This window comes from Nesterenkonia halobia (genome assembly GCF_039536005.1).
Taxonomy (GTDB): domain Bacteria; phylum Actinomycetota; class Actinomycetes; order Actinomycetales; family Micrococcaceae; genus Nesterenkonia; species Nesterenkonia halobia.
This window is the reverse complement of record NZ_BAAAYG010000004.1, coordinates 51,451-75,717: the sequence shown is the minus strand read 5'-3', so window position 1 is coordinate 75,717 and position 24,267 is coordinate 51,451. Positions and strand designations below refer to the sequence as shown.

The 24,267-nt window shown below is 70.9% G+C and carries 23 protein-coding genes and 1 pseudogene; 7 read left to right on the top strand and 17 right to left on the bottom strand.

Annotated features, from left to right (window positions below):
* Positions 1–59 precede the first annotated feature (59 nt).
* The 6 genes and pseudogenes from ABD652_RS05970 to ABD652_RS05945 form a co-directional block, all read right to left on the bottom strand.
* Positions 60–239 (bottom strand): hypothetical protein, encoded by a 180-nt coding sequence (locus tag ABD652_RS05970; RefSeq protein WP_344719230.1) that lies wholly within the window; start codon positions 237–239, stop codon positions 60–62.
* Between the two features lie 54 nt (positions 240–293).
* A complete protein-coding gene (locus tag ABD652_RS05965) occupies positions 294–440 on the bottom strand; it encodes a hypothetical protein (RefSeq protein WP_344719228.1) in 147 nt (48 codons plus the stop codon).
* Positions 441–690: 250 nt separating this feature from the next.
* Positions 691–1,957 (bottom strand): annotated as a pseudogene (locus tag ABD652_RS05960) (IS256 family transposase).
* A 150-nt stretch (positions 1,958–2,107) separates the two neighbouring features.
* Positions 2,108–2,518, bottom strand: a complete 411-nt coding sequence (locus ABD652_RS05955) for a hypothetical protein (protein WP_344719226.1) — start codon at positions 2,516–2,518, stop codon at positions 2,108–2,110.
* Positions 2,515–2,853, bottom strand: a complete 339-nt coding sequence (locus ABD652_RS05950) for a hypothetical protein (protein ID WP_344719223.1) — start codon at positions 2,851–2,853, stop codon at positions 2,515–2,517. Before ABD652_RS05950 ends, ABD652_RS05955 begins: the two co-directional genes overlap by 4 nt.
* Positions 2,854–2,946: 93 nt before the next feature.
* Entirely contained in the window at positions 2,947–4,545 is a 1,599-nt protein-coding gene (locus ABD652_RS05945) for an ABC-F family ATP-binding cassette domain-containing protein (protein WP_344719221.1), read from the bottom strand.
* A gap of 95 nt (positions 4,546–4,640) precedes the next feature.
* Between ABD652_RS05945 and ABD652_RS05940 the strand changes: the two genes are divergently transcribed.
* Entirely contained in the window at positions 4,641–5,399 is a 759-nt protein-coding gene (locus ABD652_RS05940) for an energy-coupling factor ABC transporter ATP-binding protein (protein WP_344719219.1), read from the top strand.
* 58 nt (positions 5,400–5,457) lie between these two features.
* Here ABD652_RS05940 and ABD652_RS05935 read toward each other — a convergent pair whose 3' ends face one another.
* The 8 genes from ABD652_RS05935 to ABD652_RS05900 all read right to left on the bottom strand — a co-directional run bounded on the left by ABD652_RS05935 (position 5,458) and on the right by ABD652_RS05900 (position 12,362).
* Positions 5,458–5,790, bottom strand: a complete 333-nt coding sequence (locus ABD652_RS05935) for a metal-sulfur cluster assembly factor (RefSeq protein WP_344719217.1) — start codon at positions 5,788–5,790, stop codon at positions 5,458–5,460.
* Positions 5,791–5,850: 60 nt separating this feature from the next.
* On the bottom strand, positions 5,851–6,309 hold the full coding sequence (sufU, locus tag ABD652_RS05930) for a Fe-S cluster assembly sulfur transfer protein SufU (RefSeq protein WP_344719215.1): 459 nt from the start codon (positions 6,307–6,309) through the stop codon (positions 5,851–5,853).
* Positions 6,302–7,636, bottom strand: a complete 1,335-nt coding sequence (locus tag ABD652_RS05925; protein ID WP_344719213.1) for a SufS family cysteine desulfurase — start codon at positions 7,634–7,636, stop codon at positions 6,302–6,304. The genes sufU and ABD652_RS05925 overlap by 8 nt, the downstream gene beginning before the upstream one ends.
* A gap of 11 nt (positions 7,637–7,647) precedes the next feature.
* Complete coding sequence (gene sufC / locus ABD652_RS05920) at positions 7,648–8,409, bottom strand: Fe-S cluster assembly ATPase SufC (protein ID WP_344719211.1); 762 nt, start codon at positions 8,407–8,409, stop codon at positions 7,648–7,650.
* Positions 8,410–8,484: 75 nt separating this feature from the next.
* Positions 8,485–9,810 (bottom strand): Fe-S cluster assembly protein SufD, encoded by a 1,326-nt coding sequence (sufD, locus tag ABD652_RS05915; protein WP_344719209.1) that lies wholly within the window; start codon positions 9,808–9,810, stop codon positions 8,485–8,487.
* A gap of 174 nt (positions 9,811–9,984) precedes the next feature.
* Positions 9,985–11,442 (bottom strand): Fe-S cluster assembly protein SufB, encoded by a 1,458-nt coding sequence (sufB, locus tag ABD652_RS05910; RefSeq protein WP_344719207.1) that lies wholly within the window; start codon positions 11,440–11,442, stop codon positions 9,985–9,987.
* On the bottom strand, positions 11,439–11,765 hold the full coding sequence (locus tag ABD652_RS05905) for a helix-turn-helix domain-containing protein (protein WP_344719205.1): 327 nt from the start codon (positions 11,763–11,765) through the stop codon (positions 11,439–11,441). The genes sufB and ABD652_RS05905 overlap by 4 nt, the downstream gene beginning before the upstream one ends.
* A 54-nt stretch (positions 11,766–11,819) precedes the next feature.
* Positions 11,820–12,362, bottom strand: a complete 543-nt coding sequence (locus ABD652_RS05900; protein ID WP_344719203.1) for a helix-turn-helix transcriptional regulator — start codon at positions 12,360–12,362, stop codon at positions 11,820–11,822.
* 206 nt (positions 12,363–12,568) lie between these two features.
* Between ABD652_RS05900 and ABD652_RS05895 the strand changes: the two genes are divergently transcribed.
* From ABD652_RS05895 to ABD652_RS05880, 4 genes are all read left to right on the top strand, one after another.
* Positions 12,569–13,285: a M50 family metallopeptidase gene (locus ABD652_RS05895; RefSeq protein WP_344719201.1), complete on the top strand. Its 717-nt coding sequence runs from the start codon at positions 12,569–12,571 to the stop codon at positions 13,283–13,285.
* Between the two features lie 64 nt (positions 13,286–13,349).
* Positions 13,350–14,297 carry an ABC transporter ATP-binding protein gene (locus tag ABD652_RS05890; protein ID WP_344719199.1) on the top strand — a complete coding sequence of 316 codons (948 nt, stop codon included), beginning with the start codon at positions 13,350–13,352 and terminating at the stop codon, positions 14,295–14,297.
* Complete coding sequence (locus ABD652_RS05885) at positions 14,294–15,094, top strand: ABC transporter permease (protein WP_344719195.1); 801 nt, start codon at positions 14,294–14,296, stop codon at positions 15,092–15,094. The genes ABD652_RS05890 and ABD652_RS05885 overlap by 4 nt, the downstream gene beginning before the upstream one ends.
* A complete protein-coding gene (locus tag ABD652_RS05880) occupies positions 15,085–16,089 on the top strand; it encodes a COX15/CtaA family protein (protein ID WP_344719193.1) in 1,005 nt (334 codons plus the stop codon). Before ABD652_RS05885 ends, ABD652_RS05880 begins: the two co-directional genes overlap by 10 nt.
* A gap of 7 nt (positions 16,090–16,096) precedes the next feature.
* On the opposite strand, the gene ABD652_RS05875 is transcribed toward ABD652_RS05880, so the two are convergent.
* On the bottom strand, positions 16,097–17,446 hold the full coding sequence (locus ABD652_RS05875) for a YncE family protein (protein WP_344719191.1): 1,350 nt from the start codon (positions 17,444–17,446) through the stop codon (positions 16,097–16,099).
* A gap of 94 nt (positions 17,447–17,540) precedes the next feature.
* On the bottom strand, positions 17,541–17,954 hold the full coding sequence (locus tag ABD652_RS05870) for an RDD family protein (RefSeq protein WP_344719189.1): 414 nt from the start codon (positions 17,952–17,954) through the stop codon (positions 17,541–17,543).
* A 447-nt stretch (positions 17,955–18,401) separates the two neighbouring features.
* Between ABD652_RS05870 and glnA the strand changes: the two genes are divergently transcribed.
* Both glnA and ABD652_RS05860 read left to right on the top strand, forming a co-directional pair.
* Positions 18,402–19,826, top strand: a complete 1,425-nt coding sequence (gene glnA, locus ABD652_RS05865; protein ID WP_344719187.1) for a type I glutamate--ammonia ligase — start codon at positions 18,402–18,404, stop codon at positions 19,824–19,826.
* Between the two features lie 331 nt (positions 19,827–20,157).
* Positions 20,158–21,150 carry an LLM class flavin-dependent oxidoreductase gene (locus tag ABD652_RS05860; RefSeq protein ID WP_344719184.1) on the top strand — a complete coding sequence of 331 codons (993 nt, stop codon included), beginning with the start codon at positions 20,158–20,160 and terminating at the stop codon, positions 21,148–21,150.
* A 52-nt stretch (positions 21,151–21,202) separates the two neighbouring features.
* On the opposite strand, the gene ABD652_RS05855 is transcribed toward ABD652_RS05860, so the two are convergent.
* Entirely contained in the window at positions 21,203–24,265 is a 3,063-nt protein-coding gene (locus tag ABD652_RS05855; RefSeq protein ID WP_344719182.1) for a bifunctional [glutamine synthetase] adenylyltransferase/[glutamine synthetase]-adenylyl-L-tyrosine phosphorylase, read from the bottom strand.
* Between the last annotated feature and the right edge of the window lie 2 nt (positions 24,266–24,267).

The following is a 24,267-nucleotide window of genomic DNA, read 5'->3' as shown; positions in this document are numbered from 1 at the left end:
AATAGTTGATGACGGTCCGGCCGTGATCGGGCGCACTGGTCACGGCCGGACCAATTCAATCAAGTGATGGCGACGCCAATGCCGATACCGGCACCGACGACTCCAGCACCTCCGACGCCGATGGCAACGCCGCCGAAGAAGTCACCCCAGTCCCATGCCGCTTCCAGCGACTCGAGGGGCTCGATGTTCGCGACCATCTCGTCGAACTTCGTGTCCACACTCATCGTGCTCTGATCCATGCATTTCACCCCCTCAGAGAGTAATGGTCACAACCTAAGCGAGCTTCACTCGCATCAGGTGATAGCGACGCCGACGGCGATGCCGCCGTACAGCAGAGCGCCACCGCCAACGAGACCGGTACCGATGCCGGCAACCCACTCTCCCCAACCAGGAGCTTCAAGCGGATCAAGCTGCTCAATATTGGCCAGTTCCTTTTCCATGTCACCTCCTCTACTCTGCGCGTTAGGCTAGCACAAGGCTGTGACGAGGTTAATGGGTGCATGTGCTACAGGGGAGTGCAGTAGGTCTCTGAATCCTCCAACGGCGTCTTCGTACTCACTCACCACGAGCTCGGGTCTGCTCAAGGTTCGGTTGACGGTCAAGTCCGGTGGAGTGGTGTATGAGTCGTGATCCTTCTTGGCTGCGGCCCTGGGGCCAGGCCGCCAGCGGATCGATCGTGCGGGAGCCCACCTACTCGCTGAGGAGTTCACGGTCCTCAGCATCGGCATCAGCGTCAGCGTCACTGGCAAGCCGAGTCTGTTCGAGGGCGTCGGGATTCATGTACCGCCGGCCCTCAGTCCAACCGTCATGCTGCTCGGCCAGCGCTGCCCCGACCAGCCGGATGATGGCTTCCCAGTCGGGGAAGATCCCGACCACGTCGGTGCGGCGACGGATCCATGTTCAACCGCTCGTTAGGGTTGATCGACCAGATCTTGGCCCAGAGCTGCTTGGGGAAGCAGGTGTTGGCCAGGATCTCCTCACGAGCCTGTGCGCGGTGAACAGCGACCTTCGGCAGCTTGGCTTCCAGCGCCTCGACGACCCGGTCGCACTGGGCGTGGACTCCTGCAGGGTCGGGCTGGTCATAGGTATAGATGCAGTGATGCTGTGCAGCAGCGTCTTCGCCCACGGCCACGAGGCCTTCGGCGTCTGGCTCATCAGGTTCGCCACATAGTGGGTCCGGCGCCGCTGCCACCCTGCTCCGGGCAGGGTCGCGGCGATCGCGGCTTTCAGCCCCGGATGGGCATCGGAGGTGACCAGCTTGACCCCGGCGAGTCCGCGGGCGACCAGATCCCGGAAGAAGGTCAGCCAGCCGGCCCCGTCCTCGCTGCAGGTGACCTGGATCCGAGGATCTCGCGGTGGCCATCAGCGTAGATCCCTGATGAGCTACCAGCGCGTGGACCGGCACCACGCGGCCGGCTTCGCGGACATTGAGCACCACCGCGTCGGCGGCGACGAACGTATACGGGCCGGCATCCAGCGGGCGGGCGCGGAAGGCTTCGACCTGCTCATCGAGCTCACTCGCCATAGTCGAGACCTGTGATCTGGAGAGGTACTCGATACCCAGGGAACCGACGAGCTTGGGGTACCGCCCGTTGCGATCATGGCGCGAAGCGCCGCAGCGGGGGGAGCCATCCGCCGGGTGGAGACTCCGAGGATGTAGCAGGTCGCGACCACGCTTGTCAGGCCGCGTTCGGCGCGCTTGCGGCGTTCGAGCAGGCGCTGAAGGGAAGTAGGAGCCTTCGCGCAGCTGGGGAACGGCCACATCGAGGGTGCCGGCCCGGGTGTCGAAGGCCCGGTGGCGATACCCGTTGCGCCGGTTGGTCCGGGTCTGTGAGGTGGCCCCGTAGTCGGCGCCGCAGACGGTGTCGGCGTCGGCGGAGAGCAGGGTGTTGATGAAGGTGCTCAGCAGTTCGCGCAGCAGATCCGGGCTCGCCTGATGAATCTGTTCCTCGAGCAGGCGGGTAGGGTCGACACTGGAGGGCGGGCAGTCATCGTGATGCCTTTCATCGAGAGTGCTGTGAGAGGTTCATTCGAAGGATCACACGGTGGCCGTCACGTCTTCGTCAGCGACGCGCTCACCGGGTGCCGTACACCACTCTGACCGACGCTACTCCGTGAGCTCCCCGGCGAGACCCGAGAACAGCCCCGAGACCCACGGCCAGGACCGCAGCCGCGCCGTCTCAGCATGCAGGTCCGAGGCGCGCGACTCCAGCGAGGTGGCCTCCGTGGCGAAACCGTGTAGCACATCAGCGGCCTTGGCAATCACATCCGCCCACACGTCCGTGACTCCCGGCGCCGTGTCGAAGGCTGAATGCACCACGTCCTGGGTCCCCGGCTCCTCATACGAGGAGATCAGCCCCGCCCAGGAGGTGGCGGCGGTCTCCATATCGGCCGGCGCGGCGGCGGCCTCGAACCCCATCGCGTCCGCCGTCTCGCCGAGCGGGCTCCACGGGCCCGAGATCTCGACCGGCATCAGTACGAGCCAGCCGGTCGTTCCGTCCGCCGACGACACGGTCACCCCAACCACCGTCCGGCCGGCGTCACCGCATCCGCTCGGGCGCCGGCCTCTGCCGCCGAGGCCCGCATCTGCTCATCTCCTGCCGAGATCTCCGCCTGAGCCGCCGCCATCGCGGACGCGCATCCTGCGGCATAGTCACCGCTGCGCCTTCCGGTCTGGGCCCGCTGCGCCCACAGTCGCGCGAACGCCTCCCCGACGTCGGAGGCCGTTCCGCACAGGCCGGCGATGCCCTCCTTCGACGACGCGCAGTCACCATGAGCTCGCGCCGACGCCGCCGCGGCCTCGACGTCGCTCACCGTGTACCGGATCGCCGACGGAATGATGTCGAACGTCATCCCCACTGGACGTTCCCCCTTGTAGCTCGTGTGTCATCGGGCTTCCCCAACGCCGTGCATCGTCGAGGCCACCGTACCGATGAACGCCGCGCCTCAGGCCAGCGTGACCAGGTCCTCGTACTCCTCGGTGTAGAGGTCCTCGATGCCGTCGGGCAGCAGCACCACGCGCTCGGGCGCCAGGGCCTCGACCGCGCCCTCATCGTGGGAGACCAGCACGACCGCGCCCTCGTAGTTGTGCAGCGCGTTGAGGATCTCCTCGCGGGAGGCGGGGTCCAGGTTGTTGGTCGGCTCGTCGAGCAGCAGCACGTTCGCCCCGGAGGCGACCAGCGTGGCCAGCGCCAGACGAGTCTTCTCGCCGCCGGAGAGCACGTCGGCGGGTTTCTCGACGTCATCGCCGCTGAACAGGAACGACCCGAGGATGGTCCGCTGCTGGGTGTCGGTGAGCTCCGGAGCGGCGGTCTTCATATTGGCCAGCACCGACCGCTCGGGATCCAGCGTGTCGTGCTCCTGGGCGAAGTAGCCCAGCTTGAGCCCGTGGCCGGCGTGGACCACGCCGGAGTCGGGCTCGCCGACGCCGGCGAGCATCCGCAGCAGCGTGGTCTTGCCCGCGCCGTTGTAGCCCAGCACCACCACGCGGGATCCGCGGTCGATCGCCAGGTCCACGCCGGTGAAGATCTCCAGCGAGCCGTAGGACTTCGACAGCCCCTCAGCGGTCAGCGGCGTCTTGCCGCAGGACGCCGGAGTGGGGAAACGGATGTTGGCGATCTTCTCGGCCTGCCGCTCCCCCTCGAGTCCGGACATCATCCGGTCGGCGCGCTTGAGCATGTTCTGCGCGGCGACCGCCTTGGTGGCCTTCGCGCGCATCTTGTCGGCCTGGGCGCGCAGCGCGGTGGCCTTCTTCTCCGCGTTGGCGTACTCGCGACGGCGGCGCGCCTCGTCCTGCTCGCGCTGGGCCAGGTAGTTCTTCCAGCCCATGTTGTAGACGTCGACGGTGGACCGGTTGGCGTCGAGGTAGAGCACCTTGTTCACCGTGCGCTCCATCAGCTCGACGTCGTGGGAGATCACGATGAACCCGCCGGGGTACTGCTGCAGGAAGTCGCGCAGCCAGATGATCGAGTCCTGATCCAGGTGGTTGGTCGGCTCGTCGAGCAGCAGCGTGTCCGCCCCGGAGAACAGGATCCGCGCCAGCTCCACACGTCGACGCTGTCCGCCGGAGAGCGTCTTCAGCGGCTGGGTGAGGATCCGCTCGGGCAGGTCGAGGTTCGCGCAGATCGTCGCCGCCTCGGCCTCGGCGGAGTAGCCGCCGGCGGCGGTGAACTCCGCCTCCAGTCTCGAGTAGCGGCGCATCGCCCGGTCGCGGACGGCGTCGTCCTCCGACGTCATCTCCTCCTCGGTGCTCCGCATCTTCGCGATGACCTCGTCCAGGCCGCGGGCGGCGAGGATGCGATCCCGGGCGAGCTGCTCCATGTTCTCCACCCGCGGATCCTGAGGCAGGTAGCCGATGGAGCCGCGGCGCTCGATGTGCCCCTCGGCGGGCATGCCGTCGCCGGAGAGGATCTTGGTCATCGTGGTCTTGCCCGCGCCGTTGCGTCCGACCAGGCCGATCTTGTCGCCGGCGTCGATCCGGAACGACACGTCGTCCATGAGGAGCCGCGCGCCGACGCGCAGCTCGAGCTTCGATACGCTGATCACTGCTGAAGAGGACCTTTCCTGCACGGGTGGTGCCCGGTGGGCGGGGTGCTGAGATGATGGAGACCCGATGCGGCCGTGGGGCCGTCGAGGAGGCCATGCCCGTGGAGCACGCGGCACGACCCGGACAGTCTACCGGCGAGCCGGAGCCCCGCCAGTCGGCGGAACGACCGGACCGGACGATCCACGTCGACGGCGCCGGGCTGGACGTCGAGGCGGCCGACGGCGCGCGACGGCGCGTGCTGGCGCCGGTGCACGCGGACCTGAGCGAGGGCGTCGTCGCCGTCGTCGGAGCCAACGGCTCGGGCAAGTCGACGCTGCTGCGGCTGATCGCCGGGCTGGTCGAGCCCAGTCTCGGCGAGGTGCGCTTCTCCCCGGACCCCCCGCGGACCGGCTTCATCTTCGCCGACCCGACCGCCCAGCTGATCATGCCGATCGTCGGCGAGGACATCGCCTTCTCGCTGCGCGGGCGCATCCGCGACCGCCGGGCGCGCAATGCCGAGTCCCGGCGCATCCTGGCCTCGCTGGGGCTGGAGGACCGCGAGCAGGCCAGTGTGCACGATCTCTCCTCCGGCGAGCGGCAGAAGGTCGCGCTGGCCGGAGTGCTGGCCGCCGAGCCCGAGCTCGTCGTCGCCGACGAACCGACGACGCTGCTGGACCTGCGCGCCTCCGCGGAGTTCCGCGAGCGGCTGCTGTCGCTGGGGGTGCCGCTGGTGCTGGCCACCCACGATCTCGACTTCGCCGCCGCCGCAGACCGTGTGCTGGTCTTCGACGACGGGCGGCTGGTCGACGACGACGAGCCTGCGGCCGCGATTCCTCGCTACCGCAGGCTCGCCCTCGGCGACCGCGCCGGCTGAGACGCCCGCAGGCGCTCCTCCGCCGGCGCGGGCCGGATCCCGGTCGGGACCGGGAGGATCAGATGTTGAAGCCGAGGGCCCGCATCTGCTCGCGGCCGTCCTCGGTGATCTTCTCCGGGCCCCATGGCGGCATCCAGACCCAGTTGAGCCGCCATTCGTCGACCATCGTGCCGATCTGCTGGCCGACCTGCTCCTCGAGCACGTCGGTCAGCGGGCAGGCCGCGGTGGTCAGGGTCATGTCGATGACCAGGGCGCCGTCGTCGGAGTAGTTCAGTCCATAGAGCAGCCCCAGATCGACGATGTTGATCCCCAGCTCGGGATCGATGACGTCCTTCAGGGCCTCCTCGATGTCCTCGAGAGGCGTCCGGTCGGTGGTGGCAGTCTCGCTCATCGTGCGGCCTCCTTCCTGATCGCGCACAACGTTCGTCGTAGTCGTCCTATGCCCGTCCGGTCAGGATCGGGCCTGCACGAGGGCGTCGCGCAGCGCCATCCAGCCCAGCAGCGCGCATTTGATGCGGGCAGGATACTTCGCGACGCCGACGAACGCCGAGGCGTCGTCGAGTCGCTCGAGCTTCTCGTCGTCCAGCGGCTGCCCGCGGCCGTGCATCAGCTCGCGGAACAGCGCGTCGAGCTCCTCGACCTCCTCGACGGAGCGGCCGTCGACCAGGTCGTGCAGGACCGACAGCGAGGCCTGGGAGATGGAGCATCCCTGCCCCTCCCAGCCCAGCGAGGCGATGCGCACGCCCTCGGCGTCGGAGCTCAGCTGCACCTTCATCGTGACCTCGTCGCCGCAGGTCGGGTTGACCTGGAACGACTCGCCGTCGAAGGTCTCCAGGTCCCCCGCGCCGTGCCGCTGGCGCGAATGGTCGAGGATGACCTGCTGGTAGAGCTGTTCGAGGGAATCAGCCATGCTCGCCTCCTGCGACGCCGAAGAAGCTGTTCACCCGGTGCAGCCCGTCGATGAACGCGTCGACTTCGGCCTCGGTGGTGTGGATGCCGGCCGAGGCCCGGGCCGAGGCATGCACGCCGAGCCGCCGATGGACCGGCTGCGCACAGTGGTGGCCCACCCGCACCGCCAGACCGGAGTCGTCGAGGACCTGGCCGACGTCGTGCGGGTGGACGCCGTCGACGGCGAAGGCGACCACGGCCAGCCGATCCTGCGGGTCGGTCGGACCGAGCACCCGCACCCCCGGCACCGCGGCGATGCCCTCGAGCAGCCGGCGGGTCAGCCGCTCCTCGTGGGCGGCCAGCCGGTCCATCCCCACCTGCGAGAGGTAGTCGACGGCCGCGTGCAGTCCCACCGTCTGGGCGACCATCTGCGTGCCGGCCTCGAAGCGCTGCGGCGGAGCGGCGAAGGTCGTCGACTCCATGGTCACCGTCTCGACCATCGAGCCTCCGGTGAGGAACGGCGGCATGGCCTCCAGCAGCTCACGGCGTCCGTAGAGCGCTCCGACGCCGGTGGGTCCGAGCATCTTGTGCCCGGAGAAGGCGGCGAAGTCGACGTCGAGGGCGTGCAGGTCCAGCGGCAGGTGTGCGGCCGACTGGCAGGCGTCGAGGACCACGTGGGCGCCGACGGCGCGCGCGGCGGCGGCGACCTCGACCACCGGGCTGATCGCGCCGGTGACGTTGGAGGCGTGGGTCAGCGCGACCACCCGGGTCCGCTCGCCGATGACGTCGAAGGTCTCCGGGTCCAGCCGGCCGTCGTCGGTCACCCCGATCCAGCGCAGCCGCGCCCCGGTGCGCGCGCACAGCTCCTGCCACGGCACCAGGTTCGCGTGGTGCTCGGCCTCGGTGACGACGATCTCGTCGCCCTCGGCCAGCGCGAACTCGGCGGCCGCGGCCGCACCCCCGCGGCCGAGGGTCGCGTTGAGGTAGGCGTGGGCGACCAGGTTCAGCGCCTCGGTGGCGTTCTTGGTCCAGACCAGCTCGTCGCCGGCGACGCCGACGAAGCCGGCCACCGCCGCCCGAGCCTGCTCATAGGCCTCGGTGGCCTCCTCGGCCAGCTGATGCGCGCCGCGGTGGACGGCGGCGTTGTGCCGGCTGCTGAACTGCGCCTCGGCGTCGAGGACCGCCTGCGGCTTCTGCGAGGTCGCCGCCGTGTCCAGATAGACCAGCGGCTTCTCCTCGCGGACCGTGCGGCCCAGCAGCGGGAAGTCGGCGCGCAGCGCCGCCAGCTCCGCCGCGTCCAGCGGACGGGCGGAGCCGGCGGTCGCCGCGGCCTGTTCGACGGAGGTCATCGACGCGTCCTTCAGGCGGAGACCGCGGCCTGGAAGCGGTCGTAGCCGTTGGCCTCGAGCTCGTCGGCCAGCTCCGGGCCGCCCTGCTCGGCGACCTGGCCGTCGACGAACACGTGGACGGTGTGCGGCTTGATGTAGTCCAGGATGCGCGTGTAGTGGGTGATCAGCATCGTGCCCATCTCATTGCTCTCCTGAGCGCGGTTCACGCCCTCGGAGACCACGCGCAGCGCGTCGATGTCGAGGCCGGAGTCGGTCTCGTCGAGGACGGCGAAGCGCGGCTTGAACAGCTCGAGCTGCAGGATCTCCACGCGCTTCTTCTCGCCGCCGGAGAAGCCCTCGTTCACGTTGCGGTTGGCGAAGTCCGCGTCGATCTTCAGCTGCTCCATCGCCCCACGGACCTCCTTGCTCCAGGTCCGCAGCTTCGGGGCCTCGCCGTCGATGGCGGTCTTGGCGGTGCGCAGGAAGTTGGTCATGGTCACGCCGGGGACCTCGACCGGGTACTGCATCGCCAGGAACAGGCCGGCGCGGGCGCGCTCGTCCACCGACATCTCCAGCACGTCCTCACCGTCGAGGGTGATGGAGCCGGAGGTGACCTCGTAGCGCGGGTGGCCGGCGATCGTGGAGGCCAGCGTGGACTTGCCCGAGCCGTTGGGGCCCATGATCGCGTGGATCTCGCCGGAGTTGATGGTCAGGGAGACGCCCTTGAGGATCTCCTTGGAGCCCTGCTCGGTCTCGATGGAGACGTGCAGGTCCTTGATCTCGAGAGTAGACATGGTGTGTGCGGGTCCTTCTGTCGGTCGAAGCTGTGTGTCGAAGCGTGTGTGCAGTCGTCGGCGGGCGCCGCCGGATCAGAAGCCGGCGATCTCCAGCTCGTTCTCCAGGTCCTCGGCCAGCGACTCCTCGATGGAGTCCACGCCGATCGTCTGGATGATCTCGTGGAGGAAGCCGCGGACCACCAGCTGGCGGGCCTCCCGCTCCGGGATGCCGCGGGCCATGAGGTAGAACAGGTGGTTCTCGTCGAAGCGGCCGGTCGACGAGGCGTGGCCGGCGCCCTCGATGACTCCGGTCTGGATCTCCAGGTTCGGCACCGAGTCGGCGCGGGCGCCGTCGGTGAGGACGAGGTTCTGGTTCTTCTCGTAGGAGTCGGTGCCCTCGGCCTCGGCGCGGATGAGCACGTCGCCGATCCAGACGCTCCGAGCCGACTCGCCCTGCAGCGCACCCTTGTAGAGCACGTTGGAGGTGTTGCGCGGGCTGTTGTGGTCCACGAAGGTCCGGTGCTCGAGGTGCTGGCCGGAGTCGGCGAAGTACAGCCCGTACATCTCGGCCTCGGCGCCTTCGGCGGCGTAGCGGAAGTTGGTGTTCAGCCGCACCACGGATCCGCCGAGCGAGACGGCGATGTGCTTGTAGCTGGCGTCCTTGCCGACCTCGGCGTCGTGCTGGCCGACGTGGACGGCGTCGTCGTCCCAGCGCTGCAGCGAGATGACGCGCACGTCCGCGCCCTCGCCGACGAGGGTCTCGACGTTGCCGTTGAACTGCGCGGTGCCGCGGTGCTCGAGGACGAAGACGGCCTTCGAGTTCACGCCGGCCTCGAGGACGATGTGGCTGTTCTCGCGGCGGGCGGCGTCCTGGCCGGTGATCTGCACCCGGATGGGCTCGTCGATCTCGGCGTCGGCCGGGACGCTGATGTGCAGCGCCTCGCCGGCGTTCTGGGCCGCGACGACGGCGGCCCGGTCGGCCGGCTGCAGCACTGTGTGCCGCGGCGTCTCCCCCTCGGCGAGCGAGGAGACCGTCACCGTCTCGGGCGCGGAGACCTGCTGCTCGACCGCCTCGGCGTCGGAGGCGGCGTCGGAGAGCACGCCGGCGAGCTTCTTGATCGGAGTGAAGCGCCACTCCTCCTCGCGGCCCGTGGGCTGGGGGAAGTCGGCGAGGTCGAAGCCGGCGTGCCGGTTGGAGCGCGATCCGACGCCGGAGGTCGGCGACTTCTTCTTCGACTCGCCCAGGCCTCCGTGGGAGTGCTCGGAGGCGGTGTTGGTCTCGGCGGCGAGGTTCTCGCCCTCCTCGGTCATGCCCGGGATGGAGATGCGGCGTTCGCCGACCTCCACTCCGGCGACCTCCTCGGCCGTGGCGTCCTGCTGGTCGGTCGCCGTGCCCGGAGATGCGGGGGTGTTCGTCATCTGTTCTCTCGTCCCTCGGTCGTCGGTGAGATGTCGTCAGGGGATCTGGTCAGGGTGTCGTGCCGGGCGCTCGGCGCGGCCGGCCTCGTGTCGAGGCGGCGTCGCGCGCCCGGGCGTCACGACGCGCCGCCCGCCTCCGCCGGGCGGAGGCGGGCGGCGACAGGGGCGTCGGGATCAGCCGACCGAGCCCTCCATCTGCAGCTCGATCAGCCGGTTGAGCTCCAGGGCGTACTCCATGGGCAGCTCGCGGGCGATCGGCTCGATGAAGCCGCGGACGATCATGGCCATGGCCTCATCCTCGGCCATCCCGCGTGACATCAGGTAGAAGAGCTGGTCCTCGGAGACCTTCGAGACCGTGGCCTCGTGGCCGAGGGTCACGTCGTCCTCGCGGATGTCGATGTAGGGGTAGGTGTCGGTCTTGGAGATCGTGTCCACCAGCAGCGCGTCGCAGACGACCGAGTTGGCCGAGTGCGCGGCGCCCTCGTTGACCTGCACCAGACCGCGGTAGGAGGCGCGGCCGCCGTTGCGGGCCACCGACTTCGAGACGATGGAGCTGGCGGTGTGCGGGGCCATGTGGACCATCTTCGACCCGGTGTCCTGGTGCTGGTCCTGGCCGGCGAAGGCCACCGAGAGCGTCTCGCCCCGGGCGTGCTCGCCGGTCAGGTAGACCGCCGGGTACTTCATGGTGACCTTGGAGCCGATGTTGCCGTCGATCCACTCCATCGTGCCGCCCTCGTCGACGACGGCGCGCTTGGTGACCAGGTTGTACACGTTGTTCGACCAGTTCTGGATGGTCGTGTAGCGCATGCGGGCGTTCTTCTTCACCACGATCTCCACGACCGCCGAGTGCAGCGAGTCGGTGTCGTAGATCGGGGCGGTGCAGCCCTCGATGTAGTGGACGTAGGAGCCCTCGTCGGCGATGATCAGCGTCCGCTCGAACTGGCCCATGTTCTCGGTGTTGATGCGGAAGTAGGCCTGCAGCGGGATCTCGACGTGGACGCCCTTCGGCACGTAGACGAAGGAGCCGCCGGACCACACCGCGGTGTTCAGCGCGGCGAACTTGTTGTCGCCGACCGGGATCACCGAGCCGAAGTACTCCTCGAAGAACTCCGGGTGCTCCTTCAGAGCGGTGTCGGTGTCCATGAAGATGACGCCCTGAGCCTCCAGGTCCTCGCGGATCTGGTGGTAGACGACCTCGGACTCGTACTGCGCGGCGACGCCGGAGACGAGGCTCTCGCGCTCGGCCTCCGGGATGCCCAGCTTCTCGTAGGTCTCGCGGATGTCCTCGGGGAGGTCCTCCCAGGACTGCGCCTGCTTCTCGGTGGAGCGGACGAAGTACTTGATGTTGTCGAAGTCGATCTCGGAGAGGTCGGCGCCCCACACCGGGACCGGCTTGCGGTCGAAGTACTTCAGGCCCTTGCGGCGCAGCTTGAGCATCCAGTCGGGCTCGTCCTTCTTGGAGGAGATGTCCTCGACGACCTCGACGTCCAGACCGCGCTTGGCGTTCGCGCCGGCCGCGTCGCTGTCCGACCAGCCGTACTCATAGGTGCCGAGCCCCTCGAGCTCCGGGTTCTGCTCGAGGACCTCGGAGATGACCCCCGGGTCTTCGGTGCGCTGGATCTGCTCGGTCATGACAACCTCTCTTGTTGACGGGGGGAGATGACGATTCGTCTGCGTCCGCCGCCGGAGAGCCGTCCGCTCCCCGACCCGGCGGTGGTCGATGGGTCCGGGGCCTCGTCGGTCCCGCGATGGTGCCGTCCGGCGGCGAGCTTCTCGCGCCCGACCGGCACGTGGGTGGTGCACACATGCGCCCCGGCCGCCTGGGTCGACAGCCGTCGCACGTCGACGTCCAGCAGGCGGGAGATCATCTCGGTCTCCTCCTCGCAGAACACCGGATGCTCCTCGGCTATTTCCCGGATCGGGCAGTGGCCCTGGCACAGCTGGGTGGACTGCATGGCCAGCAGCGGGCTGTCCCGGCCGACTTTGCGGGTGAAGCCGGCGAAGCCGGCCTAGTTGAGCAGCTGGGAGAGTCGCTCGGTGCGCTCGTCGAGGTCGTCGACGTCGGCCAGCTCGTCGCGCCAGCGTTCCTCGAAGGCGCCGAAGTAGCCGGCGGCCAGCCGGCGCGCGGCGGCATCGTCCGGCTCCTCGGCCTCGTCCTCCACCCCGGGCTCCGCCCCGGCGTCGGAGGTCTCTGCGCCCCGGGCCGGCGTGGGCTCGAGCATCCGCAGCGCCGCGCGGGCCAGCGAGAGGTAGTCGTCGCCGAGGACCTCCTGGCCGCGCTGGGAGATGACGTAGCGCCGCGACGGGCGTCCCGCGCCCTTCTGGCGGGAGGTGACATTCTTGATCTCGACGATGCCCTGCTCGGCCATCGCATCGAGGTGGCGCCGCACCGCCGCGGCGGTCAGGTCCAGCCGACGCCCGAGGGCGGCGGCGCTGATCGGCCCCTCCTCGACGACGAGCTGCAGCACCCGCTCGCGCGTGCCGCCGTCGCCGTCCCGGCCCACGTCGGGGGCGACCGACGCCGGGTCTGCGGAGTTCCGGCTCGAATACATGACTCTATTATGACCTATTCAGATCTGAGTGGCTACCCAGGGGACCCTCACCCGGAGGAGACGTCCGTCGCAGACCGTACTGTCGGCCCAGGTCACCCCGCCGGGGCGGTCGGGGTGAAGGGTGCGGCGCCCGGTGACATCCGGGAGGATCGGGGAGGATCTCACCAGCACCGATCTGAGCACCGATCTGCCGCGAAGGAGGCACGATGGACGCCACCACGATCCAGGAGGCCGGCGACTGGCTGGTGCACCGCTGGTCGCTCTCCGAGCTGCCGACCCCCTGGGCGGTGGCCGGCGTCGCGGCGGCGCTCGTCGTCGCCCTGGCCTGGCGACCGGCCTGGCGGGTCCTCCGCCACGCCGCCACGCTGGTCCACGAGATGGGCCATGTCCTCGTCGCCTGGCTGACCGGCCGTCGCGTCCGCGGCATCCGTCTGCACTCCGACGCCTCCGGGCTGACCTTCTCCGCCGGCCGCCCGCAGGGGCTCGGCGTGCTGCTGACCGTGCTGGCCGGATATCCCGCGCCGGCCCTGGTGGGCCTGGGGCTGGTGGCCGCGGCGGTGTCGGGATGCGCCGGCGCCGGGCTGACCGCGACGATGGTGCTGCTCGTCCTGGCGCTGCTGCTGATCCGCAACGTCTTCGGACTGCTGGTCACCGTCGGGGCGCTGGCCGCCGCCGGCGCCGTCTTCTGGCAGGCCGCACCGATGCTCGCCACTCTGTTCACCCTGGCCGTCGGGCTGCTGCTGGTCTTCTCCGCGGCGCGCGCCGCCCTCGGCCTGTGGGCGGTGAAGGGCACCGGCAGCGACCCCGACCTCGCCGCACGGCATTCCGTGCTGCCCGCGCCGGTCTGGATCGTGCTGTTCCAGGCGATCGCGCTGGCCGCGGCGGTGCTCGCCGTCGCCCTCGCCGTCGGGGCCGCGCTCTGACGGCACCACCGAGCCGAATGCCGCGCCCGCACTTCTACTCCATGTAGAACTGTAGAATGATCGGGTGCCCCAGCCACCCGTCTGCCTGAGCCTGTCCCACGTGCGCTACGCCGTGGGCTCGACGCGCTCCGCCGCCGGCCTGCACGAGATCCTGCGCGGCGTGGACTTCACCGCCCGCCACGGCGAGGTCACCGTGCTGCTCGGCCCCAACGGCGCCGGCAAGACCACGGCGCTGAGCTGCGCCCAGGGGCTGCTGCGCCCCTCGCAGGGCACCGTCCGCCTGCTCGGCGAGGATCCCCACCGCGCCGACGCCGCGCTGCGCGCCCGGGTCGGAGTCATGCTGCAGGACGGCGGCCTGCCGCAGTCGGTGCGCCCGGCGGTGCTGCTGCGCCATCTGGCCAGCCTCCACCGCGACCCCTGGTCGCTCGAGGACCTGATCGACCGGCTGGACATGGCCGACTTCATGCAGACCGCCGTCCGCCGCCTCTCCGGCGGGCAGCGCCAGCGCGTCGCGCTGGCCGCCAGCCTCATCGGCCGGCCCGAGGTCGTCTTCCTCGACGAGCCCTCCTCCGGCCTGGACCCGCAGTCGCGGCAGCGGGTCTTCGCGCTCATCGAGCATCTGCGCGACCTCGGCCTGGGCATCGTGCTGACCACCCACCTGCTCGAGGAGGCGCAGAACCTCGCCGACGCCGTCGCAATCCTCAAGGACGGCGAGGTCGTCCGCCGCGGCACCGTCGAGGAGCTCACCGACGACGGCCGACGGCGCCGGCTGCTCTTCGTCGCCCCGCGCACGCTGACCCGCGACGAGCTCGCCGCCGCACCCACCGAGGTCACCCTCGACGGCGGCCCGGCCAACGCCCCCGGGGCCCGCTGGGCGGCCGCGGCGATCGCCACGCCCGAGGACCTCGCCGCGATGACGCACTGGTGGTCGAGCATCGACCTGATGCCCGCCGAGGTCTCCTTCGAGGCCCGCACCCTCGAGGACGTCTTCTGGGAGGTCTCCGCGGCATGACCGAGCACAGCAGGCACGACCGCGCGCCGAGCACCTCCGCCGGGCCCCGCGCTCTGCCGCCGCGTGCGCTCCCGGCTCCGGCCGGCGCGCGCATCGTCTCCCACGGCCTCTACGAGACCCGCAATGTGCTGCGCAACGGCGAACAGCTGCTGGTCTCGCTGATCCTGCCGCTGCTGGTGCTCGTCGGCGCCCATCGGCTCGAGAGCGTCGCCGGCGGCGCGGTGCCCGGCATCGACACGCTGGCCCCCGGCGTGCTGGCGCTGGCCGTGATGGCCTCGGCCTTCACGGGCCAGGGCATCGCCACCGGCTTCGAACGTCAGTACGGCGTGCTGGCGCATCTGGCGACCACTCCCCTGGGCCCGCTGGGGCTGATCCTGGGCAAGGCGCTGGCGGTGCTCGTCGTCGTCGTCCTGCAGGTCCTGGTGATCGGCACGGCCGGACTGATGCTCGGCTGGCATCCGGCGGCCGCGGCGCTGATCTGGGGCCCGCTCGTGCTGCTGCTCGGCGGCACGGCCTTCACCGCGCTCGGGCTGCTGCTGGCCGGCACCGTGCGCGCCGAGGCGACGCTGGCGCTGACCAACGTCCTCTGGGTGGTGCTCGGCGCCGCCGGCGGCGCCGTGGTGCCGCTGGATCACACCGGCTCGGGCGCGCTGCTGCTGCTTCTGCCCTCGGCCGCGCTGGGCGAGTCCCTGCGCGCGGCCGCCGACGGGACCCTCGACGCGGTCCCGATCCTCGTCCTGGCGGGCTGGGCGACGCTCGCCTCCCTGGCCGCACGAAGGTGGTTCAAATGGCGCTGAGCCTCTCCCCCGTCCTCGACCCGATCCGCCGTCGGCTGCCCACCCGCATCACGCCGATGACGCGGCTGCTGGCGCTGGCCACGCTGATCGCCAACGTCGGCATCATGGTCACCGGCGGGGCCGTGCGGCTGACCGCTTCCGGGCTGGGCTGCCCCGAGTGGCCCCGCTGCACGCCCGAGTCCTGGACCGCGACCCCGGAGATGGGCGTCAACGGCGCCATCGAGTTCGGCAATCGCCTGCTGACCTATGTGCTGATCGCCATCACAGTGGCGATGTTCCTGACAGTGGCCCGGCTGGCGCGCAGCCACCGGCCGCTGTGGGCGCGCAGCCTGATCATCGGTCTGGGCATCCCCTTCCAGGGCGTCATCGGCGGCATCACCGTCTGGACGAATCTGAACCCCTGGGTGGTGAGCCTGCACTTCCTGCTCTCCTCGGCCCTGGTGCTGCTCTCCACCCAGCTGCTGCTGCGCGTGCGGGCCGAGCTCGACGCCGAGGCCTCCGCGACCGGGACGCCGGCGCCGCGCCCGCTCGCCGCCGGCGTCCGCGACCCGCTCAGCCGCGGGATGGCGATGATCGTGCTGGTCACCGCCTGGGCGGCGGTGATCGCCGGGACGGTGGTCACCGGCACCGGCCCGCACGCCGGCGATCCCGGATCCCCGCGGCACGACTTCGACCCGGAGCTGATCACCCGGGTGCACACGATGCCGGTCTACCTGCTCTGCGCGGCGGCCGTGGTCCTGCTCGTCCGCCAGCGACTGCTCGGCGACTCCCCCGCACGACGCCGGGCGGGCTGGTGGCTCGTCGTCGCGATCGTGCTGCAGGCCGCACTCGGCTACACCCAGCACTTCCTGGGACTGCCCATCGGTCTGGTCCTGCTCCACATGCTCGGCTCGGCGCTGCTGATGATCGCCGCGACCGTCGTCTTCGACCGGCATCGGGCGCGCTACTGCACGCGCGGGACGACCGTCGGAGCAGCGACGCCGGCGACGGCCTGACCGTCGATCAGCCGGACGCCAGACTCCCCGGCGCCCCGCCGGTGTCGTCGTAGACGCTCAGCGAGCCGCCGTAGTTGGCCACCAGCACCGAGCCGGTGACTGCGTCGTAGGTGATGCCGACCGGGTGGTGCCCGGTGGACCGACGGTCGATCTCCTCCAGCGTCTCGGCGTCGAACTTCGAGACGGTGTCCTCGTGGTAGTTGACCACGTGCAGGGCGCTGCCGTCGGCGGAGATCGCCATGCTCCGCGGTTCGTCGCCGGTGGCCGTCCGATCGACGACGTCGCCGGTCTCGGGGGCGAGGCGCAGCACGGCATCCGCTCCGGAGACGGTCAGGTAGACGTCCTCGCCGGCGGCGTCGCGGACCAGATGCCGCGGCCGGCTGCCGGTGCGCAGCGCGACCTCGGCGGTGCCCTCCTCCAGGTCCACCGCGTAGACCTCGTCGGCGAACATCGCGGTGGCATAGACCGTGGTGTTGTCCGGCATGGCCACGATCCCGCGCGGCATGCTGTTCAGCGCGATCTGCTCGATCTCCTCGCCGGAGGCGGTGTCGACCACTGACATCGAGGCATCGCACCAGTTCGAGACGAGCAGCCGGGAGTCGTCGGGCGTGAGGGTGAGGAACTTCGGCACGCGGCCGACTTCGATCACCTGGTCCCAGTCCTGCTCGTCGACGCTGTAGCGGTAGACGAAGGAGGGCCGGATGGCCTCGCCGGCGGTGCAGGGATCGTCGGCCGAGGCGCCCAGGTCGCGGTGGTCGCCGTCGTTGAGCTGATAGTTGGAGACGTAGGCGTGCTGCCCGTCGGCGGTCCACGTCGCTTCCACCGGCGACCCGGCCACCGTCTCCGGATAGCCCTCCAGACCGAACTCCGCCGGCTGGACGGTGTCCTCCAGCGTCTGCACGACCTCATGGGTGCGCGCGTCGTAGAGAGTGACGTTGTGCTGATACATCATGTTGTTGGTGATGATCAGCCCATGGTCGCTGGAGACCACCGACTTCGGCGAGATGTCGCCGGCGGTGATCGTGTCCATCGGCTGCAGCCCGGTGGACGACGACGTCGGCCAGTCCGGCCGGTCCTGCTCGTCGTCGGCGTCGCCCTGCTCGCTCGGGTCCGGCTCGACCTCGGCCGAGGCGTCGCCGCCGGATGGCTCGCCGGTCTCCTCCCCGGACTCCCCTGCGTCGGATGACGGGGACTCGGCCTGGGCCGAGCCTCCAGGCTCGGCCGCCGGCTCCGAGCCCTCGCCGGCGCATCCGGCCAGCACCAGGGCGCCGACCACCAGGGATGTGACCGCCGCGGGACGTCGCCGTCGCCGAGTGCTCGGCGGCCCGCTCCCCGATGCGACCGCCGTCCTGGACATGCTTCGGTCCTGCATAGCTCCCCCTCCGATGCGCGGCGGAGCCCGCCCGCGCCGGGTCTCCCGTCGACGCGGAGCCGTCAGGACGTGGGCGAGCTCACATTCTGAGCTGCACCGTACCAGCCGCGGCATCGTGCAGCGGACGCCCCTCGCCGTCGGAGAGGACCGCCGGCACGATCAGCAGCAACAGCACCGTGCGCAGCAGCGCGCGGGGCACGCCGGCCGCGCGCGGGCCGCGGACGACCTGCAGGCGCACCACACGCTTGCCGAGCGTGGTGCCGAGCAGGCCCAGAAGGATGATGTGCATCCCGGCGAAGATCAGCAGCGTCAGCAGCGAATCGCCGTCGAGCCAGGCGGCCGAGATGAGCCCGGCGATCAGCCAGTCGATCAGCAGCGCGAGGAGGCGCCGCCCCATACCCGCCATGCTGCCGGGGCCCGCCTCCGGCAGGCCGAGCTCCTTGCCGGGCCAGGTCGCCGCAGTCGGGGGCTCGGCGGAGGATCGATCGGCCACGGGACTCCTCCTGGAGGGAGACGACGGACAGCACGGGGACGCCGGCGGGTCGCGCGGCGCGGTCAGTGCGGACAGTGCGGACATCGGGACCACCGGGGCCCACGATGCGCCCGACCAGTCTACCGCTCCGGCCGCCTCCCCTCCCCGGCGGAGGCCTCACACCCGCGCCGCCGACGACCAGAATCGGCCGGACGGATGAGCGGGTTAAGTTACATCGCCGAAACATCTGCGTGATGGTCGAGAAACGGCGCCCCCGTAGCGTGGTCGCCAGCGACCGCCGTCGAGTCCTCCGGGAGCCGCGTCGACCGCCGCACCGCACGATGGGACGCCGCGCAGGCGACACATTGGGCGGCCGGCGGCATGCGCCGTCGAGGACGTCGATAGGGTGAATCACGCCGACAGGGGCTCCGTCCGGACCCCGACACCACTCGACAGGAGCAAGGACGCATGTTCAGCACACCCGAAGAGGTTCTGAAGTTCATCAAGGATGAAGACGTCAAGTTCGTCGACGTCCGCTTCACGGACCTGCCCGGCAGCCAGCACCACTTCAACCTGCCGGCCAAGGCCGTCGACCTCGACTTCTTCGAGGACGGGCAGCTGTTCGACGGCTCCTCGATCCGCGGCTTCCAGGGCATCGAAGAGTCCGACATGCAGCTCATCCCGGACGTGGCCACTGCGTTCGTCGACGAGTACCGCGCCGAGAAGACGCTGGCGATGACCTTCTCCATCGTCAACCCGCGCACCGGCGAGCCCTACCGCCGCGACCCGCGCGGCGTCGCGCAGAAGGCCGAGGAGTACCTGAGCTCCTCCGGCATCGCCGACACCGCATTCTTCGCCTCCGAGGCCGAGTTCTTCCTCTTCGACGACGTGAAGTGGCAGTCGGACCCGCAGGCCTCCTTCTACGCCCTCGGCGCCGAGGAGGCGACCTGGACCTCCGGCTCGGAGATCCCCGGCGGCAACCTGGGCCACCAGCTGGGGACCAAGGGCGGGTACTTCCCGGTGCCCCCGCAGGACAAGACCGCCGACGTCCGCGACGCGATCTGCATCGCGCTGGACAACGTGGACCTCGAGGTCGAGCGCTCCCACCACGAGGTCGCCGGCCCGGGTCAGCAGGAGATCAACTACCGCTTCAACACGCTGGTCCACGCCGCCGACGACCTGGTGAAGTTCAAGTACGTCGTGAAGAACACCTCGGAGCAGTTCGGCAAGTCGGCCACCTTCATGCCGAAGCCGGTCTTCGGCGAGAACGGCTCCGGCATGCACTGCCACCAGTCGCTGTGGACCGACGGCGAGCCGCTGTTCTTCGACGAGAAGGGCTACGCGAACCTCTCCGACACCGCCCGCTGGTACATCGGCGGCCTGCTGAAGCACGCGTCGGCGGTGCTGGCCTTCACCAACCCGACGGTCAACTCCTACCGCCGTCTGGTCAAGGGCTACGAGGCCCCGGTGAACATGGTCTACTCGCAGGGCAACCGCTCGGCGGCGATCCGCATCCCGATCACCGGCGCCAACCCGAAGGCCAAGCGTCTCGAGTTCCGCGCTCCGGACCCCTCGTCCAACCCCTACCTGGCCTTCTCCGCGCAGCTGATGGCCGGCCTGGACGGGATCCGCAACCGCATCGAGCCGGCCGAGCCGGTCGACAAGGACCTCTACGAGCTGCCGCCGGAGGAGCTCTCCGGCATCCAGAAGGCCCCGGGCTCGCTGGACGAGGCGCTGGAGGCGCTGGAGGACGACTACGAGTTCCTGCTCGAGGGCGACGTCTTCACCGAGGACCTGGTCAAGACCTGGATCGCCTATAAGCGCGAGGAGGAGATCGAGCCGCTGGCGCTGCGCCCGAACCCCTACGAGTTCGAGCTCTACTACTCGGTCTGATCTGCTCGACCTGATCTCCTCGATCTGATCACTGCCGGCTGAGCACGGCGCCGAACCGCTCCGGATCGGCGCCGGCGAAGGACCTCGGCGAGGCCCGCATCGCAGCACGCGATGCGGGCCTCGCGCGTGTCCGGGCGGCGGTCCGGAGACGCGCCGCCGCACGGTGATCATGCTCTCAGCGAATCCGGGATGAGCGGCCCGCATGCTCCTGTTGCTCCTCACAGGACCGTGCCCGGGCCACGAGGCTCCTCCCTCGAGGCCGGTCACGGTCCGCGGCCGCCGCCCGACGACGGCGCCGTCGTCCGTCCGCCTCATTCCAGGAGCCGCCGCCGTGCCCGCATCCCGCCCGCTCTCCGTGCTCGACCTCGCCGTCGTCCGTCCGCCGGACACCGCCGCCGACGGCATCGCCCGCAGCGTGCGGCTGGCGCAGACCGCCGACGCCCACGGCTACACGCGACTGTGGTTCGCCGAGCACCACAACATGCCGTACATCGCCTCCTCGGCGACCTCGCTGCTGATCCAGCACGTCGCCGCCGCCACTGAGCAGATCCGCGTCGGCTCCGGCGGGATCATGCTGCCCAACCACGCCCCGCTGATCATCGCCGAGCAGTTCGGCACGCTGGAGACGCTCTTCCCCGGTCGCATCGACCTGGGCCTGGGGCGCGCACCGGGCACGGACGGCGCGACGCTGCGCGCCCTGCGCCGCGACGGCTCGGAGGCCGACCGATTCTCCACCGACATCCTCGAGCTCTCCGGCTACCTCGCCGGACCCAGCCGCATCCCGGGGGTCAACGCCCACCCGGGCCAGGGCACCGATGTGCCGCTGTGGGTGCTGGGCTCCTCGACCTTCGGCGCGCAGCTGGCCGCCCGGCTCGGCCTGCCCTACGCCTTCGCCTCGCACTTCGCCCCGCAGATGCTCGGCGAGGCCGCGGCGGTCTACCGCGAGCACTTCGACGCGACGAACTCGCTGCAGGGTCCCGACGCCGAGCCGCACTTCATCGCCGCGGCCAACGTCATCGCCCACGACGACGGCGCCGTGGCCGCCGAGCAGCGGCGTCGCGCCGAGGACCAGTGGATCCGCAACATGCTGGGCCGCCAGCGCGAGCTCAGCGCCGACGACGTCACCGCGCTGCGCGGCCACCCCGCCGGCCAGCAGGTGCTGGACATGCTCTCGCGCACCGCCTCCGGCACCGCCGAGGAGGTCGTCTCCTGGCTGGACGCCTTCGCCGAGGAGGTCTCCGCCGACGAGCTCATGCTGGTCAACCTGGCCCCCGACGAGGCCGTCCAGCACCGCACGCTGCAGCTGCTGGCCCCGCGCCCCTGATCCGGCACGCCTGATCCCGCAGGTCTGATCCCCGGCCGGACGGCGCCGGGGCTCAGGCCTCGGTGTAGAACAGCCGCTCGTAGACCTGCCGGCAGCGCCGGGTGGTGCGCAGATAGTGCTCCTCGAAGGCGGCGGCCTCGCCGGCCTCGAAGCCGCACCAGCGCGCCACCGCCTCCAGATCGCGCCGGCCGGAGGGCAGCACGTCGCCGGACCGGCCGGTCCAGACCTTGATCCCGGCGCGCACCCGGGTGCACAGCGTCCAGGCCTCGGCGAGCACCGCGGCGTCCTCGGCGGCGATCAGCTCGGCGGCCACCATCGCCTCCAGCGTCGGCAGCGTCGACTGCCCGCGCAGCGTGTCATGGTCGTGGCCGTGCTGCAGCTGGGTCAGCTGGACCAGCCACTCGACGTCGGAGAGCGCCCCGCGCCCGAGCTTCACATGCCGGGACGGGTCCGCGCCGCGGGGCAGCCGCTCGCTCTCCACCCGGGCTTTGATCCGGCGGATCTCGCGGATCTGCCCGTCGGTGGGCGGCGCGCCGAAGCGGACCTCGTCGACGAGCCGGATGAACTCCGCGGCCAGCCCGTCGGATCCGGCCAGCGGCCGCGCGCGCAGCAGCGCCTGCCGCTCCCAGACGTCCATCCAGCGGCGGTAGTACTCGCGGAAGGACTCCAGCGAACGGGACAGCGTGCCCTTCCGTCCCTCGGGGCGCAGGTCGGCGTCGATCTGCAGCGGGTGCTCGCCGCGCACCGGCGGCTTCACCGACCCGGTCAGCAGCGCGCTCATCCGCGAGGCCAGCCGCTGGGCCTGCGCGTCGGCGGCGTTGGAGTCCGCGCCGGGCAGCGCCCGGTGGACGAAGAGCGCATCCATGTCCGAGCCGTAGGTGATCTCCCGGCCGCCCTGCCGGCCCATGGCCACCACCAGCAGCTCGACCTGCGGCTCCTCGGCGGCGAAGACATCCTGCTCGGCGACGCGCAGCGCCCCCAGCGTGCAGGCCCGGTCGACGTCGGCCAGCGCCCGGCCGATCTCCTGGATGTCGAGCCGCCCGGCGGCGTCGGCGATGGCGATGCGCAGCACCTCGCGCTGGCGGACCAGCCGCGTCAGCCGCACCGCCGTCATCGCATCGCCCTCGTGGCGGGCCAGCTGGTTCTGCACCTCGGTCCAGAGCGCCTGGTAGCTCAGCGGACGCAGCGCGTCGTCGTCGCCGAGCCAGCGGGTGGACTCCGGCGAGTGCTCCAGCTGGTCGGAGATGAACCGCGAGCTGGAGAGCACGTCGCAGAGCCGCTCGGCGGCCACGGAGGAGTCGCGCAGCATCGTCAGGTACCAGGGGCTGCTGCCCAGCGACTCGCTGAGCCGGCGGAAGGCGATCAGCCCGGCGTCGGGATCGACGCCCTCGGCGAACCAGCCCAGCATCATCGGCAGGATCCGCCGCTGCAGCGTCGCCCGCCGCGTGACCCCGGAGGTCAGCGCCTCGATGTGCCGCATCGCCCCGGGAGTGTCCGAGTAGCCCAGGGCGGCCAGCCGCGCCTGGGCGGCCTCGGAGGAGAGCCGGACCTCCTCGTCGGAGAGCACTGCGGTGGTGGACAGCAGCGGCCGGTAGAAGATCGTCTCGTGGAAGCTGGTGACCTCGCGGACGACGTCGCGCCAGCGGCGCTGCAGGCCCTCCGGCGTATGCCGCCGATCAGTGCTCGGCGGCTGGATCGCATGCGCCAGCGCCCGCAGCTCCTCCTCGCGGACGGGCATCAGATGGGTGCGCCGCATGCTGGTCATCTGGATGCGATGCTCGAGCAGCCGCAGCCAGCGATAGCAGCGCGACATCGCATCCTGGTCGCGGACGGCCATGTACTCGCCGTCGCCGAGCGCGCGGATCGCGGTGAGCGTGTCGCGCACGTGCAGCGACTCGTCCACGCGCCCGTGGACCAGCTGCAGCAGCTGGACGGTGAACTCGATGTCGCGCAGCCCGCCGCGGCCGAGCTTCAGCTCGCGCGCGACGTCCGCGTCGGGGATGGTCGCGAAGACCCGCCGGCGCATGCGCTGGACGTTCTCCACGAAGCCCTCCTGCTGGGAGGAGCTCCAGACCTGCGGCCAGATCGCGGCGATGTAGGCCTCGCCCAGATCGGCGCTGCCGGCCACGGGGCGGGCCTTCAGCAGCGCCTGGAACTCCCAGCCGTGGGCCCAGCGGCGGTAGTACTCCAGATGAGACTCCAGGCTGCGCGAGAGCGGCCCGTCCTTGCCCTCGGGGCGCAGGTTCGCGTCGACCTCCCACAGACCGGGCTCCGGGGCCGAGCCGTCGACGACGCGGGCGATCCCCGAGGCCAGCCCGGCCGCGAGCGTGCCGGCCCGGGAGGCCTCGAGGTGCTCCGGGGCCCGGTGGACGTGGATGACGTCGACGTCGGAGACGTAGTTCAGCTCGCGGGCGCCGCATTTGCCCATGCCGATGACGGCCAGCTCGACGTCGCGCACCTCGGCGCCGTGGCGGGCGACGAGCTCGGCGCGGGAGACGGCCAGGGCGGCGTCGAGCGCCGCACCGGCGAGGTCGGCCAGCTGGCGGGAGACCAGCGGCTGGTGCTCCAGCGGGTCCTCGGCGCAGAGGTCGCGCAGCGCCAGCGCGGTCAGCTGCCGACGATAGGCCACGCGCAGCGCGGCCGTGGCCTCACGGACGGTGAAGTCCTCCGCCAGCCGGGCCTCCGGCGCCGCGGCGGCACCGCCGGGCGAGGCGCCGTCGGCCCGGACGGCGGCCAGCAGCTCGGCCCGCATCGCCGCGGCGGGCACCGTGTGCGGCATCGCCGCGCCGTCGACGGCGAGCAGGTCGGCATGCTCGGGCCGCCGGACGAGGAACTCGCCGAGCGCCGGAGAGGCGCCCAGCAGCCGCAGCATCGGCACCGCGCGCGGCATCCTGCCCGCGGCGTCGGGGACCAGCAGCTCGGCGACGCCCTCGGCGCGCTCGAGCAGGCGGATGAGCAGCAGCAGGGCCTGGTCCGGATCCGGTGCGACGCGCAGCGTCGCCAGCAGCGCCCGGAGATCGACGTCGGCCAGCTGGGGATCCTTCAGGAACCCCGAGGCGCGGTCGAGCTCCTGGAATCCGGCCGCGATCAGCTCCCGGGTGGACAGTGCCTCCATGC